11 protein-coding genes and 1 riboswitch are annotated in these 13,454 nt (G+C 63.4%); of the genes, 7 read left to right on the top strand and 4 right to left on the bottom strand.

Going from position 1 to position 13,454, the window contains the following annotated elements; translation table 11 throughout:
* Nucleotides 1–136: 136 nt before the first annotated feature.
* The 4 genes from AC1DYC_RS21005 to serA all read left to right on the top strand — a co-directional run bounded on the left by AC1DYC_RS21005 (nucleotide 137) and on the right by serA (nucleotide 5,013).
* Nucleotides 137–973: an outer membrane protein gene (locus AC1DYC_RS21005; protein ID WP_477409549.1), complete on the top strand. Its 837-nt coding sequence runs from the start codon at nucleotides 137–139 to the stop codon at nucleotides 971–973.
* A gap of 227 nt (nucleotides 974–1,200) precedes the next feature.
* Nucleotides 1,201–1,974 (top strand): outer membrane protein, encoded by a 774-nt coding sequence (locus AC1DYC_RS21000; protein ID WP_477409547.1) that lies wholly within the window; start codon nucleotides 1,201–1,203, stop codon nucleotides 1,972–1,974.
* A gap of 202 nt (nucleotides 1,975–2,176) precedes the next feature.
* Nucleotides 2,177–3,352: a phosphoserine transaminase gene (locus tag AC1DYC_RS20995; protein ID WP_477409545.1), complete on the top strand. Its 1,176-nt coding sequence runs from the start codon at nucleotides 2,177–2,179 to the stop codon at nucleotides 3,350–3,352.
* A gap of 59 nt (nucleotides 3,353–3,411) precedes the next feature.
* The gene (gene serA, locus AC1DYC_RS20990) at nucleotides 3,412–5,013 is read left to right on the top strand and encodes a phosphoglycerate dehydrogenase (protein ID WP_477308936.1); all 1,602 of its coding nucleotides are present in this window, start codon (nucleotides 3,412–3,414) and stop codon (nucleotides 5,011–5,013) included.
* A gap of 55 nt (nucleotides 5,014–5,068) precedes the next feature.
* Here the strand turns inward: serA and AC1DYC_RS20985 are convergent, their stop codons facing one another.
* Nucleotides 5,069–5,971 carry a DMT family transporter gene (locus AC1DYC_RS20985; RefSeq protein ID WP_477409543.1) on the bottom strand — a complete coding sequence of 301 codons (903 nt, stop codon included), beginning with the start codon at nucleotides 5,969–5,971 and terminating at the stop codon, nucleotides 5,069–5,071.
* Between the two features lie 211 nt (nucleotides 5,972–6,182).
* On the opposite strand from AC1DYC_RS20985, the gene AC1DYC_RS20980 reads away from it, so the two are divergent.
* Nucleotides 6,183–7,481, top strand: coding sequence for an adenylosuccinate synthase (locus tag AC1DYC_RS20980; RefSeq protein ID WP_477409541.1), 1,299 nt, complete (start codon nucleotides 6,183–6,185; stop codon nucleotides 7,479–7,481).
* Nucleotides 7,482–7,557: 76 nt separating this feature from the next.
* Nucleotides 7,558–9,243, top strand: coding sequence for a hypothetical protein (locus tag AC1DYC_RS20975; protein WP_477409539.1), 1,686 nt, complete (start codon nucleotides 7,558–7,560; stop codon nucleotides 9,241–9,243).
* 23 nt (nucleotides 9,244–9,266) lie between these two features.
* Here the strand turns inward: AC1DYC_RS20975 and AC1DYC_RS20970 are convergent, their stop codons facing one another.
* The 3 genes from AC1DYC_RS20970 to AC1DYC_RS20960 are packed head-to-tail and all read right to left on the bottom strand — an operon-like array spanning nucleotide 9,267 to nucleotide 12,030.
* On the bottom strand, nucleotides 9,267–9,503 hold the full coding sequence (locus AC1DYC_RS20970) for a type II toxin-antitoxin system CcdA family antitoxin (protein WP_477409537.1): 237 nt from the start codon (nucleotides 9,501–9,503) through the stop codon (nucleotides 9,267–9,269).
* Nucleotides 9,504–9,563: 60 nt separating this feature from the next.
* Nucleotides 9,564–11,384: an ABC-F family ATP-binding cassette domain-containing protein gene (locus AC1DYC_RS20965; protein WP_477409535.1), complete on the bottom strand. Its 1,821-nt coding sequence runs from the start codon at nucleotides 11,382–11,384 to the stop codon at nucleotides 9,564–9,566.
* Between the two features lies 1 nt (nucleotide 11,385).
* On the bottom strand, nucleotides 11,386–12,030 hold the full coding sequence (locus tag AC1DYC_RS20960; RefSeq protein ID WP_477409533.1) for a thiamine diphosphokinase: 645 nt from the start codon (nucleotides 12,028–12,030) through the stop codon (nucleotides 11,386–11,388).
* A 104-nt stretch (nucleotides 12,031–12,134) separates the two neighbouring features.
* Nucleotides 12,135–12,249, top strand: a riboswitch (TPP riboswitch).
* 43 nt (nucleotides 12,250–12,292) lie between these two features.
* Here AC1DYC_RS20960 and thiB point away from each other — a divergent pair.
* Nucleotides 12,293–13,300 (top strand): thiamine ABC transporter substrate binding subunit, encoded by a 1,008-nt coding sequence (gene thiB, locus AC1DYC_RS20955; protein ID WP_477409531.1) that lies wholly within the window; start codon nucleotides 12,293–12,295, stop codon nucleotides 13,298–13,300.
* The last annotated feature ends 154 nt before the right edge of the window (nucleotides 13,301–13,454 follow it).

Raw genomic sequence — 13,454 nt, 5'->3', positions numbered from 1 at the left:
TTGCTAAAATATCGAGAATTCGTGGTTAATCGACAGGGTTAAACGCCTTTTAACTTTTGCAATTCATTATCCACAACTGAGGTCAATCATATTCGGGCGGGTTGGACTTTCCCGACGGTTCTCAGGGGTGACAAGCATGTTCAATACAGGAAAGAAGGCTCTTCTTGCCGCACTGCTCGCAGGCGTGGCCGGGCCGGTATTCGCCGCTGATCTGGCGGAGCCGCAAGTTGAAGAAGCACCGCCGCAGGCAGTCTACGAGCAGCCGGCAGAGGTCGGTGGCTGGTACATCCGTGGCGATCTCGATTACCACAAGTCGGATCTGCGCGGCGTCAACTACACCACTTATACCATCGATCCCGTGACCAACCTTATCACGCCTGGCGAAAGAAGTTTTGATTCCGCCAAGCTCAAGGCCGGTTTCTCGCTCGGCGCCGGCGTCGGTTACAAGATCAACGAACACTTCCGTACCGATCTGACGGCCGACTACTGGTTCAAGTCGAAATTCAACGGCTCAACCTCGGATATCAGCGGGACTTCGGTCGAGGTGTCGAAGATGAGCGCCTTGCTGCTGCTCGCCAACGCCTATGTCGATATCGGCACTTGGCACGGCGTGACGCCCTATGTCGGCGCCGGTATCGGCGGCGCGCATATCAAGTGGGATACGGTCCACGATCCGAATACCACCGAGACCAATCCCGGCTCGTCCAACTGGCGCTTCGCCTATGCGCTCATGGCCGGCGCTTCCTATTGCCTTACCGACAAAATCATCCTCGATGCGGGCTATCGCTTCTCCCATATCCAGGGCGGCCGCATGTTCGAATGGGATGCAAGCAGTTCCGGCCCAGGCCACGATCGTGGCTTCAATACGCACGAAGTGCGCGGTGGCTTGCGCTACCAGTTCGGCGGCAACAATGGGTGCGCCGCGCCCGTGGTGGCCTATCAGCCCGAGCCGGAGCCGATCTACACCAAGTAGTCACTTCGAAATCCTGGAATTCGCGAACCGCCCGGCAAAGCCGGGCGGTTTTCGTTTGCGGATTGCGGTGCATTTCAATCGGCCGCGTGCGCTGAAGAAAGCCTATCGAAATCAATTCGGTAACGCCGCGTTATCCTTAACCCACACTTAACCACTATGGTTAACAATGCCTACTGAAACGGCGCTTGCAATCAAATGACGTGCGCCAATTTCAGGAGCCGGGGACCATGAATTTCAAACTGCTGACAGTGCCGGCGCTCGCCGCACTCGTGCTTGCTCCGCTGACACCGGCGCAGGCCGCCGACTACGATCCGCCGGTCTATGTCGATCAGGCGCCGGACTATCAACCGGTCGAGGTCGGCTCGGGCTGGTATCTGCGCGGCGACGTCTCCTATCTGGCGCAGAAGAGCTACCAGGATCAGGATTTCACCTTCGCCCCGGCGAGCTTCAGCGAAAAGCAGGATCCGGCCTTTGCCAGCATCGGCTTCGGCTATCATTTCAACGACTATCTGCGCGCCGACCTCAATCTCGGCTATCTGCCGGGCAACAAGGTTGGCATCCACTACGACGATAGCGCGATCGTGGTAGTGCCGGCCACGGCGACGGTGGCGTCGGCATCCCTGGAGAATTATTCCCTGTCAGGGATGGTCAATGGCTATGTCGATCTTGGCACCTATGTCGGGATCACGCCCTATCTGGGCGCCGGCATCGGGCTGGTCCGGAGCAAATACAAGCTGTCGGCGAGCTACTTCACCGACAATCTCGACCCTACGGATGACTTCGAGCGGAGCGACAACAAGACTCAATATGCCTTGGCCTATACGCTGGATGCGGGCCTGGCCTATCAGGTGACCAAGAATGTTTCCGTCGATCTCGGCTATCAGTACTTTTCGGCGCCGGATGCCGAATATGTCACGGCCGCAAGCCTGAACTCCTATCCGGTCCGCAAGGGGATCAGCAATCATCAGGTCAAACTCGGGCTGCGCTACGACCTCTGGTAGGGCTGGCTACAGACCCAAGCCTGACGGCGGATCCTCTCGATCCGCCGTTTGCGTTTGAGCTCACGACATCCTGATCGCGGATTTGCCAGTATCTTGTCAGCGACAAAAACTTTCCTCTTGACGCCTGATGGCTGAACGCATATCGCCGTCCGTGGGCCACCCCTCCCCAACGAGGGGCCACTATCTGGAAGGATAGACCACGATGACGACGCATACGAAGCCCGGACTCCGTCCGGCAAACCCCAATTTCTCCTCAGGTCCCTGCGCAAAGCGCCCCGGCTGGTCGGTCGAGGCGCTGAAGAATGCCGCGCTCGGCCGTTCGCACCGCGCCAAGATCGGCAAGACCAAGCTCGAACAGGCGATCGAGCTGACGCGGGAAATTCTCCAGGTTCCGGCGGACTACCGCATCGGCATTGTGCCGGCGTCGGACACCGGCGCCGTCGAGATGGCGCTGTGGTCGCTGCTTGGCGAGCGCGGCGTGGACATGGTCGCCTGGGAAAGCTTTGGCTCCGGCTGGGTGACCGATGTCGTCAAGCAGCTGAAGCTCGCCGATACCAGAAAGATCGAAGCGGGTTATGGCGAGTTGCCTGATCTGGCCAAGATCGATTTCGACCGCGACGTAGTCTTTACCTGGAACGGCACGACTTCAGGCGTGCGGGTGCCGAATGGCGATTTCATTCCGGCCGACCGCAAAGGCTTGACCATCTGCGACGCGACCTCGGCCGCCTTCGCCCAGAGGCTCGATTTCCAAAAGCTGGATGTCGTCACCTTCTCCTGGCAGAAAGTGCTGGGCGGCGAGGGTGCGCATGGCATGCTGATCCTCAGCCCGCGCGCCGTCGAGCGGCTGGAAACCTACAAGCCGGCGTGGCCGCTGCCGAAGATCTTCCGCCTGACCTCGGGCGGCAAGCTGATCGAAGGCATCTTCAAAGGCGAGACCATCAACACGCCGTCGATGCTGTGCGTCGAGGATTATCTCGATGCGCTTCATTGGGCGAAATCGATCGGCGGTCTCGATGCGTTGATTGCCAGGGCGGATGCCAATGCCGCGGTGCTCGACGGCTTTGTCGACAGATCATCATGGCTCGGCCATCTCGCCGTCGATGCGGCGACACGGTCCAACACCTCTGTGTGTCTGTCCTTCACCGATAGCCAAGTTGCCGCGCTCGATGCCGACGGGCAGGCGGCTTTCGCCAAGGCGATCGTCTCGGTGCTCGACAAGGAAGGCGTCGCCTATGACATCGGCTCCTATCGCGACGCACCGCCCGGCCTGCGCATCTGGTGCGGCGCGACTGTCGAGACGTCCGATCTCGAAGCGCTGCTGCCCTGGCTCGACTGGGCCTTCGCCACGCAGAAGGCGTCGCTGAAGGCAGCGGCCTGAGATTGCATGGCGGCCCGCGGGCCGCCATTTCCCCGACAATCCAATTGAAGGAGGCCGCCATGGCGCCCCGCGTTCTCGTCTCGGATAAACTCTCCACCACCGCCGTGCAGATCTTTAGGGATCGCGGCATCGAGGTCGACTATTTGCCCGATCTCGGCAAGGACAAGGAAAAGCTGCTCGAAGTCATCGACCAGTATGATGGTCTTGCCATCCGTTCGGCGACCAAGGTCACGGAAAAGCTGATCAACGCCGCGACAAAGCTCAAGGTCGTCGGTCGCGCCGGTATCGGTGTCGACAATGTCGACATCCCGGCGGCAAGCCGCAAGGGCATCATCGTGATGAACACGCCCTTCGGCAATTCGATCACCACGGCCGAGCATGCTGTGGCGATGATCTTCGCGCTTGCCCGCCAGATTCCCGAAGCCAATGCCTCGACCCATGCCGGCAAGTGGGAAAAGAACCGCTTCATGGGCGTCGAGATCACCGGCAAGACGCTGGGCGTCGTCGGCTGCGGCAATATCGGTTCGATCGTCGCCACGCGCGGCGTCGGCTTGAAGATGCATGTCGTTGCCTTCGACCCGTTCCTGTCGGACAGCCGCGCCGAGGAACTCGGTGTCGAGAAGGTCGAGCTCGACGAGCTGTTCGCTCGTGCTGACTTCATCACACTGCACACGCCGCTGACCGACAAGACGCGCAACATCATCGACGCGGCGGCGATCGCCAAGATGAAGAACGGCGTGCGCATCATCAACTGCGCCCGCGGCGGGCTGATCGTCGAGGCCGATCTGGTCGCGGCGCTGAAGAGCGGCAAGGTGGCCGGCGCCGGCGTCGACGTATTCGAGGTCGAACCGGCGGAGAACAATGCGCTGTTCGGCATGGAGAATGTGGTGGCGACACCGCATCTCGGCGCCTCCACGGCGGAGGCGCAGGAAAATGTCGCGCTGCAGGTGGCCGAGCAGATGGCCGACTATCTGATCAAGGGCGCGGTGTCCAACGCCATCAACATGCCCTCGATCACGGCGGAAGAAGCGCCGCGGCTGAAGCCGTTCGTGAAGCTCGCCGAAGTGCTCGGCGCCTTTGTCGGCCAGGTCACCGAAGATCCGATCAAGGAGGTCGAGATCCTGTTCGACGGCTCGACCGCGACGATGAACACGCGCGCGCTGATAAGTGCGACGCTCGCCGGACTGATCCGGCCGCAGGTCGCCGACGTCAACATGGTGTCGGCGCCGATCATGGTGAAGGAACGCGGCATCATCGTTGCCGAGGTCAAGCGCGACAAGTCGGGCGTGTTCGACGGCTACATCAAGCTGACGGTGAAGACCGAGCACATGACGCGCTCGATAGCCGGCACCTGCTTCTCCGACGGCAAGCCGCGTTTCATCCAGATCAAGGGCATCAATCTCGACGCCGAGGTCGGCCAGCACATGCTCTACACCACCAATGCCGATGCGCCTGGCATTATCGGCCTGCTCGGCACGGTGTGCGGCGAGAACGGCGTCAACATCGCCAACTTCCAGCTTGGCCGCAACCGGCCAGGCGGCGATGCCATCGCGCTGCTCTATCTCGATGCCCCGTTCCCGGAGAATGTGCTGGAACAGGTCAAGGCGCACAAGTCGATCGACTCGGCCAAGCGGCTGCAGTTCGACGTCAACGCGATGTGATCCGCACTTCTCGCGACAGATCGAAAGGCGCGGCCCAGGCCGCGCCTTTTTTCGTTTAAGCCGCCGGCAAGGTCACCGTCTTGCGCCCGCGATATTCGGCGAGCGAGATTCCGCCCAACACCAGGACGAGCGACAACGCCTGGTAGAGCTGGAATGTCTCGCCGACGATGATCACCGAAAGCAGCGTGCCGAAGATCGGCACCAAATTGATGAACAGGCCGGCGCGGTTGGCGCCGATCAGCTCGTTGCCCCTGATGTACGTCACTTGCGAGATGACCGAAGCGCCGATCGCGGTGTAGACGATGACGGACCAGCCCTTGATATCGGGGACGATGACCTTGCCGGACGCGACCTCCCACAGGACGAAGGGCAGCGAGGTGATGAGCGCCGCAACCGCAAGGGACAGCATCAGGCTCTGCCAGCGCATCGCCGGCTTCAGCCGCAACCCGACCGAATAGCCGCTGTAGAGGATGACGGCGATCAGCATGATGGCATCGCCGAAGTTGAGTTCCAGCGTCAGCAGCCGGCGCGGATCGCCGTGGCAGGCAGTCAAGATGACACCGAAGATGGTCAACACCACTCCGGCAATCTGCGCCCAGCTCACGCGCAAGCGGAAAAAGATGAAATTGGCTGTCATGATCAGAACCGGCATCGCCGCCTGTTCGATTGAGACGTTGATCGCCGTCGTATAGTTGAGCGCCGTGTAGAAAATGGTGTTGAACAAGGTGAAGCCGCTGGCCCCAAGTGCCGCCAGGACGAACCAGTGTTTGCGCACCACCGGCCAGTCCTCCTTGATCGTGCGCCAGCCGATCGGCAGCAGGATCGCCACCGCCAGCACCCAGCGCAGGAAGACCAGCATCATCGGCGAGACATGGTCGACCGCCAGCTTGCCGGCGACGGAATTGCCGCCCCACAGCAAGGTGGTGACCAGCAGGAACAGGTAGGCGCGTCGGTGCATCGCGGGATTCCGGCCGCCGCAGGAGCTGCGGCTTTGCCGGCCTATTGCCCCCGCCCACCCAAGTAAATGATGACAAAGCCGAAAATTGTTGTGCCTCAGGGCATTTTCGGCGGCAAAGAAAGGTCGCGCTTGCGAGGTCTTGACGCTATAGAGGCCTGTCGTTTCGAACCATATCCAGGCCGCCAGGGCGGCATCTCAAGGGAAAAGAAACATGGCCAATGTGGTGGTCGTCGGCTCGCAATGGGGCGACGAAGGCAAGGGCAAGATCGTCGACTGGTTGTCGGAGCGCGCCGACGTGGTCGTGCGCTTCCAGGGTGGCCACAATGCTGGCCACACGCTGGTCGTCGACGGCAAGGTCTACAAACTGTCGCTGCTGCCGTCGGGCGTGGTGCGGCAAGGCAAGCTGTCGATCATCGGCAATGGCGTCGTCTTCGACCCGCACGCCTTTGTCGCTGAAGTGGCGAAACTCAAGGCGCAAGGCGTCGAGGTGACGCCGGACCGCCTGAAAATAGCCGAAAACACCGCGCTTATCCTGTCGCTGCACCGGGAGCTGGACGGATTCCGCGAGGACGCCGCCTCCAATTCCGGGACGAAAATTGGCACGACCCGTCGTGGCATCGGCCCCGCCTATGAGGACAAGGTGGGCCGGCGCGCGGTTCGGGTGATGGATCTGGCGGATTTGGAAACGCTTCCCGTAAAGGTCGACAGGCTGCTGACGCATCACAATGCGCTGCGTCGCGGGCTTGGCCATGGTGAAGTCACGCATGAAGCGATCATGACCGAACTGACCTCGGTCGCCGACGAGATCCTGCCCTATATGGACCGCGTCTGGAAAATACTCGATGACAAGCGCCGTGCCGGTGAGCGCATCCTGTTCGAGGGCGCGCAAGGCACGCTGCTCGACATCGACCACGGCACTTATCCGTTCGTCACCTCGTCCAACACCGTCGCCGGCCAAGCCGCGGCCGGCTCGGGCGTCGGCCCGGGCGCCATCGGCTATGTGCTGGGCATCACCAAGGCCTATACGACGCGCGTCGGCGAAGGCCCGTTCCCGACCGAGCAGAAGAACGAAATCGGCGAATTCCTCGGCACGCGTGGCCACGAATTCGGCGTCGTCACCGGCCGCAAGCGCCGTTGCGGCTGGTTCGACGCCGTGCTGGTGCGCCAGGCCGTCACCGTCAACGGCATCAAGGGCATCGCGCTGACCAAGCTCGACGTGCTCGACGGGCTGGATGAAATCAAGGTCTGCACCGGTTACCGGCTCGACGGCGAGGCGATCGACTATCTGCCGGCGAGCCAGGGCGCGCAGGCGCGCGTCGAACCGGTCTACGAGACGCTGGAAGGCTGGAAAGGCACCACCGCCGGCGCACGCAGCTGGAACGACCTCCCGGCGCAGGCCGTCAAATATGTCCGTTACATCGAGGAGCTCATCGGCGCACCCGTCGCGCTCCTTTCCACCAGCCCGGAACGGGACGACACAATACTTGTGACCGATCCGTTTCAAGACTAGTTTTCTGAAGCCTTTCCGGGCATCGCGGCCGATTTGCGGGGGCCGGCGCGGAAACAAACTACAGGTCGACTGAAGCATGGCAGATTTCGTTGCTGTTCTGAAAAAGGCGCTCGACAAATATGGCGAGCCGGCGCTCGACGTGCGCACGCGGACCTATGACGGCGCCCGTGCGGCGCTGGTCAAAAAGCTTGCGGATTTTTCGCCGCCGCTGTCCGCCGACGTCATTGCCAAGCAGAAACGCTCCCTGGAAGACGCCATCTCAAGTGTCGAGCGGGACTATGCCAAGGCGACGCCGGCTTCCGATCCGCTGGCCGAGCTCGAGCACATCTTCTCCTCCATCGACCGCAACAAGAACCAGTCCAGCCATGTAAAGCCGCCCGCTACGCCTGCACCCGCGCCGGCATGGCAGCCAGCAAAACCTGCGCCGTCGGCGCCGGTTGCCCGGACGGAGCCGAGCTGGCAGCGGCCTGCGCCGACACCGCCGCCGCCTGCTGCGCGTGCCGAAACCGTCAACGAGTCGGCCGCGGAGCTGGACGCCGACGACGATAGCGCCGATGTGTTCGCCAATGACGAGCAGCCGGCTGCGGACACCTTCCAGCGCCTGCGCCCGGCCGAGCGCAAGCGCAGCTATGGCGGGCTGATCGCCGCTGTCGTCGCGCTGCTGGTGGTCGCCGGCGGCGGCTATGGCATCTGGCTGAACAAGGATGCGTTTGGCTCGATGCTCGGTTTTGGCGGCACCAAGACTGTCTCGACCGAACCGCTGGTCAAGCCGGCACCGGCAAAGCCCGCGGCCGAAGCGCCCGCACCGGCTGCCGCCGGCGAGGGAACGAAATTCACGCAGCGCCTGACGCCCGAAGGCGGCGAGACCGACCCCGGTCCCGCGGCCGGTCAAAGCGGCATTGGCGAGGGCGAGTCCGTCGCGGCGCTGACCACGCCGCCGCCTCCGGCTCCCGCCCCTGCGGCCGCTCCCGCCCCTGCGGCCGCGCCAGCGCCTGCAGCCCCGGCGCCCGGCGATACCGCAGCCACGGCGGCGCCCGCTACGCCGGCGCCTGATGCTGCGGCCACGCCGCCGGCAACACCGCCCGCCGATGGCGCCGCCCCGCCGGCCAATGGCACGGCACCGGCTGATGCCGCCGCCACGCCGCCTGCGCCCGCGACCGGCACGCCGCCGGCGGCATCGACGGCCGCAACGCCCGAGCCGACCGTTGCGGTCGGCCAGAAGGCGATCTTCTATGAAGAACGCACCTCGACCGCGCAGGGCTCGGCCGAACCCGGCAGCATCGTCTGGTCGCTGGTGCAGGAATCGCCCGGCGGCGACCTGCCGCCCGAACCGGCAATCCGCGCCGAGGCGACCATTCCCGGCAAGGACATCCAGCTGCGCATGACCATCCGCCGCAACACCGACCAGACGCTGCCGGCCAGCCACATCATCGAGATGATCTTCCTGACGCCGGAAGGCTTTGACGGCGGTGGCGTCGACAACATCCTGCGCGTTGCCATGAAGAGCTCGGAACAGGACGCCGGCAGCCCGTTGATCGGCATCCCGGCTAAAATCGCCGACGGGTTCTTCCTGGTGGCGCTCAACGACACCAAAGCCGACGAGGATGCCAATCTGACCTTGCTCAGGGGCCAGGACTGGATCGACGTGCCGGTGGTCTACAAGACCGGACGCCGGGCGCTGCTGACCATGGAAAAGGGCATCCCGGGCGAGAAGGTGTTCGATGAGGCGCTGAAGGCCTGGCAGGCGAAGACGGCGGGCTGAGACCGGCGTTCAAGTAGGCTGAGTTAAAATGGACGATATTTGGCCAGCGGCAGCCCGTTGCGCCTGACGTAGTCGTTCGAGCTCTCGATGGCGTCTTTGTTTTCTTCTTGCCATCGACGTGCCTTTTCCGCAGCGATCGCCTTGGCGAGGCCCGTCTTGGCGGCGCGAGCGATGTCCATCCCCAAGGCCCTCGCCTCGTCGATCAATCGAAGGTTAATGGAAAGTTTGAGCGATTGTCGCGAAGACTGAGCATCGGCCATTCGAACGGCTATCCATACCTACGGACAAGAGCATGGCAGCGCGCTTGCAAGGCTGCAAGCTTAGCCTTCCATCTCCTCGCGCAGCATTTCCAGTTCCAGCCACTCCTCCTCCAGCGCGGCCAGCGTGGCGCGTTCCTTGTCGAGAGCGGCGATGGTCTTCTGGAACGAGGCCGGGTCGCGCTCGTAGTAGGCGGGGTCGGCGATGTTGTTCTCCAGCCGTGAAATCGAGGCCGTCACCGCCTCGATTTTCTTGGGCAGCGATTCCAGCGCGAATTTCTGCTTGAACGACAGTTTCTTTGCAGGCCCTTTAGGTGCTGCCGTTTCGGCTCTGGGTGCAACCGGCGTGTCGCCGGCTTCGGCCTTGGCGCGGGCCTTGCGGTCGTCGAGCCTTGTGCCGCCGCGCTGCGCCAGCATGTCGGAATAGCCGCCGGCATATTCGATCCAGCGGCCGCCACCGTCCGGCGCGATGATGCTGGTTACGGTGCGGTCGAGGAAATCGCGATCATGGCTGACCAGGATGACCGTGCCGGCAAAACCGGCGACGAGTTCCTGCAGCAGTTCCAGCGTCTCCATGTCGAGATCGTTGGTCGGCTCATCAAGCACCAGGAGGTTCGCCGGCCGGGCCAGCACACGGGCCAGGATCAGCCGCGCCCGCTCGCCGCCGGACAGTTCGCGCACCGGCGTGCGCGCCTGTTCGGGCTTGAACAGGAAATCCTTCATGTAGGAGACGACATGGCGCTGCTCGCCATTGATGACGAGGTTCTCGCCGCGCCCGTCGGTGAGATATTGCGCCAGGGTCTCGGCCGGGTCGACCGCCTCGCGCTTCTGGTCGAGCGTGGCGATTTCCAGATTGGTGCCGAGCCGCACCGAACCGGCATCCGGCTTCATCTCGCCGGTCAGCATCTTCAGCAGCGTCGTCTTGCCGGCGCCGTTCGGCCCGACCAGGCCGACGCGGTCGCCACGCTGGATACGGCTCGAAAAGCCCTTGACGACGGTGAGGTTGCTAAAGCTCTTCTCGATGTTTTTCGCCTCGATCACCAGCTTGCCGGATTCGGCGGCGTCGCTGGCCACCATGGTGGCCGAGCCTTCGGCGCCGCGATGGCCGCGAAAACGCTGGCGCATGGTCTGCAATTCGCCGAGCCGGCGCATGTTGCGCTTGCGCCGCGCCGTCACGCCGTAGCGCAGCCAGTGCTCCTCGCGCACGATCTGGCGGCCGAGCTTGTGCTGCTCGCGTTCTTCCTCTTCCAGCACCAGGTCGCGCCATTCCTCGAAATGGCCAAAGCCCTTGTCGAGGCGGCGGGTCTGGCCGCGGTCGAGCCAGACGGTGGCGCGCGAGACGCGTTCGAGGAAGCGGCGGTCATGCGAGATGACGATCAGCGCCGACGAGGTGCGGACAAGCTCCTCTTCCAGCCATTCGATGACGGACAGATCGAGATGGTTGGTCGGCTCATCAAGCAGCAGAATATCAGGCTCCGGCGCCATGACGCGGGCAAGTGCTGCGCGCCGCGCCTCGCCGCCGGAGAGGTCGTTGGGGCTTTCCGTGCCGGCAAGGCCGAGATGCTCCATCAGATAGGTGGCGCGGTAGGGATCGTCGGCCGGCCCGAGCCCCGCCTCGACATAGGCGCGCACATTGGCAAAGCCCTCCATGTCGGGCATCTGCGGGAGATAACGCACCGTCGCCGAAGGCTGGCGGAAGACCTCGCCGTCCTGCGGCTCGATCAGCCCGGCGGCAATCTTCAGCAGCGTCGACTTGCCGGAACCGTTGCGACCAACGAGTGCAATCTTGTCGCCGGCTGATGCCGTGAGTTCAGCGCCGTCGAGCAACGGTGCGCCGCCGAAGGTCAGTCTTATCCCGTCGAGATTGAGAAGGGGCGGGGCCATATCAGCTTTCAGGCAAGGGGAAGGGGTGAGCGAGCAGCAGCGCGCGGCCGTGGCCGAGCGCGATTTCGAGCCGGCCTTTCACTTGGTTGGAGATGGTCAGCGACGAGCCGAAGGTGACCTCGACATGGTCGAGCGGCCATTTGGCGCCGGAAACGGTCAGGCCCGAGAGATCGGAGAAGCCGAGCACCGAAAACAGCGTGCCGTCGGCATAGTCGAAGCCGGCCTTGCCGGGCAGGAGGGGGATGCCTTCCTGCGCGCCACTGGTCAACAGCACTTTTGTGCCGGCCTCGGCCAGACGCAGGCTGAGCGCCAGATGCAAGAAGGCGTGGTCGGCGCGTTTGCCGCCGAAAGCCCCGGCCAGAACCAGGCTGGTGGCGCCGCGTTCCAGTGCGGCGGCGATGGCCAGTTCGCCGTCGGTCTTGTCCTTTTCCGGCGGAAATATCTGGCGCGGCACGGCGGCGAGATCGGCGGGCAGGTCCGCCGGCACAGAATCGAAATCGCCCACCCATAGCTCCGGCATCAGGCCGAGCATCCGGGCATGACCGATGCCGGCGTCGGCGGCGATGATACGCGAACCCTCGACCTGGCGGTCGAGCCGCGGCGTGCGGACGAGATCGCCGCCTAGCAGGATGGTGAATGTGCTCATATCCGGTGGCCCTTACCAGCCCCGCCGGCGAAACGGAAGGCCGAGAGCCACCACCGCCGGCAAAGTTCCGCTTGCGTGGCTCCTTGGCCAGGCCTATGTGTCGAGGCGCTCTAACGGGGTGCCGGACGCGATCTTCGCGGACCGGCTGAGAGGCAGTCTCGCCAACCCGCTGAACCTGATCCGGTTTGTACCGGCGGAGGGATTAGACGCTTCGGATAGACCGACGCCTCAATTCCTTTCAACACGAATGAAGGAGGCGCCGATGCGCATGATTTTGTCCCGTCTTGTCCCAGCCCTGGGTGTTGCTGTTTCGCTTTTGGCAAGCCCTGCGTCCGCGCAGGACAAACTCACCATCTACACCTACGAGAGCTTCACCGCCGACTGGGGGCCAGGTCCTGCTGTGAAGAAAGGCTTCGAGGCCGAATGCGGCTGCAGCGTCGACTTCGTCTCGGTCGCCGACGGCGTCGCGCTGCTCAACCGCGTCAAGCTCGAAGGGGCCTCGACCAAGGCCGATATTGTGCTTGGTCTCGACACCAACCTCACCGCCGAGGCCAAGGCCTCCGGCCTGTTTGTCCCGCATGGCGCGGTGGCTGAAAACAGCGTGCCGGGCGGCTGGAGCGACGATGTTTTCGTCCCCTTCGACTATGGCTATTTCGCCGTCGTCTACGACACTGAGAAGCTGAAGACCCCGCCGAAGAGCCTGAAGGAATTGGTCGAAGGCGCTGCTGCCGACAAGATCGTCATCCAGGATCCGCGCACGTCGACACCGGGTCTTGGCCTGCTGCTGTGGGTCAAGTCGGTCTATGGCGACAAGTCGCCAGAGGCATGGGCGAAGCTCAAGCCTAAGGTACTGACGGTGACGCCGGGCTGGAGCGAGGCCTATGGCCTGTTCACCAAGGGCGAGGCGCCGATGGTGCTGTCCTACACGACGTCGCCGGCCTACCACATGGTGGCCGAGAACACCGAGCGCTATCAGGCGGCGTCCTTCGAGGAAGGCGAGTATCTGCAGATCGAGGTCGCCGGCATCACCACCACGGGCGCGAAAAACCCGCTGGCGGCAAAGTTCCTGGCCTTCATGACCGGGCCGAAATTCCAGGACGTCATTCCCGAGACCAACTGGATGTTCCCGGCAGGCAAGACCGACAAGCCGCTCAACCCGGCGTTTGATAAGCTGGTGAAGCCGGCGAAGACGCTGCTGTTTTCCCCGGAAGAGGTTGCGGCCAATCGCAAAGCCTGGGTGGATGAGTGGCTGGCGGTGATGAGCAAGTAGGACTTAGGATGGCGCTTGAACACCCCCCTCTGTCCTGCCGGACATCTCCCCCGCAAGGGGGGAGATCAAGCGCTCGACCGCTTTCGCCAATCTCCAACGCTGCAAGGGTAGGGCGAGGAGCGAGGCTGCTAATCTCCCCCCTTGCGGGGGAGAT

The organism is Mesorhizobium sp. P2_E7 (assembly GCF_056403855.1).
The sequence above is the reverse complement of the archived record's forward strand: the minus strand, read 5'-3'. Positions and strand labels throughout refer to the sequence as shown.

Bases quoted from the DNA above. Each gene is read 5' to 3' on its own strand.
- AC1DYC_RS21005 (WP_477409549.1), top strand. From the start codon at position 137: ATGTTCAATACAGGAAAGAAGGCTCTTCTTGCCGCACTGCTCGCAGGC.
- AC1DYC_RS21000 (WP_477409547.1), top strand. From the start codon at position 1,201: ATGAATTTCAAACTGCTGACAGTGCCGGCGCTCGCCGCACTCGTGCTT.
- AC1DYC_RS20995 (WP_477409545.1), top strand. From the start codon at position 2,177: ATGACGACGCATACGAAGCCCGGACTCCGTCCGGCAAACCCCAATTTC.
- serA (WP_477308936.1), top strand. From the start codon at position 3,412: ATGGCGCCCCGCGTTCTCGTCTCGGATAAACTCTCCACCACCGCCGTG.
- AC1DYC_RS20985 (WP_477409543.1), bottom strand. From the start codon at position 5,971: ATGCACCGACGCGCCTACCTGTTCCTGCTGGTCACCACCTTGCTGTGG.
- AC1DYC_RS20980 (WP_477409541.1), top strand. From the start codon at position 6,183: ATGGCCAATGTGGTGGTCGTCGGCTCGCAATGGGGCGACGAAGGCAAG.
- AC1DYC_RS20975 (WP_477409539.1), top strand. From the start codon at position 7,558: ATGGCAGATTTCGTTGCTGTTCTGAAAAAGGCGCTCGACAAATATGGC.
- AC1DYC_RS20970 (WP_477409537.1), bottom strand. From the start codon at position 9,503: ATGGCCGATGCTCAGTCTTCGCGACAATCGCTCAAACTTTCCATTAAC.
- AC1DYC_RS20965 (WP_477409535.1), bottom strand. From the start codon at position 11,384: ATGGCCCCGCCCCTTCTCAATCTCGACGGGATAAGACTGACCTTCGGC.
- AC1DYC_RS20960 (WP_477409533.1), bottom strand. From the start codon at position 12,030: ATGAGCACATTCACCATCCTGCTAGGCGGCGATCTCGTCCGCACGCCG.
- thiB (WP_477409531.1), top strand. From the start codon at position 12,293: ATGCGCATGATTTTGTCCCGTCTTGTCCCAGCCCTGGGTGTTGCTGTT.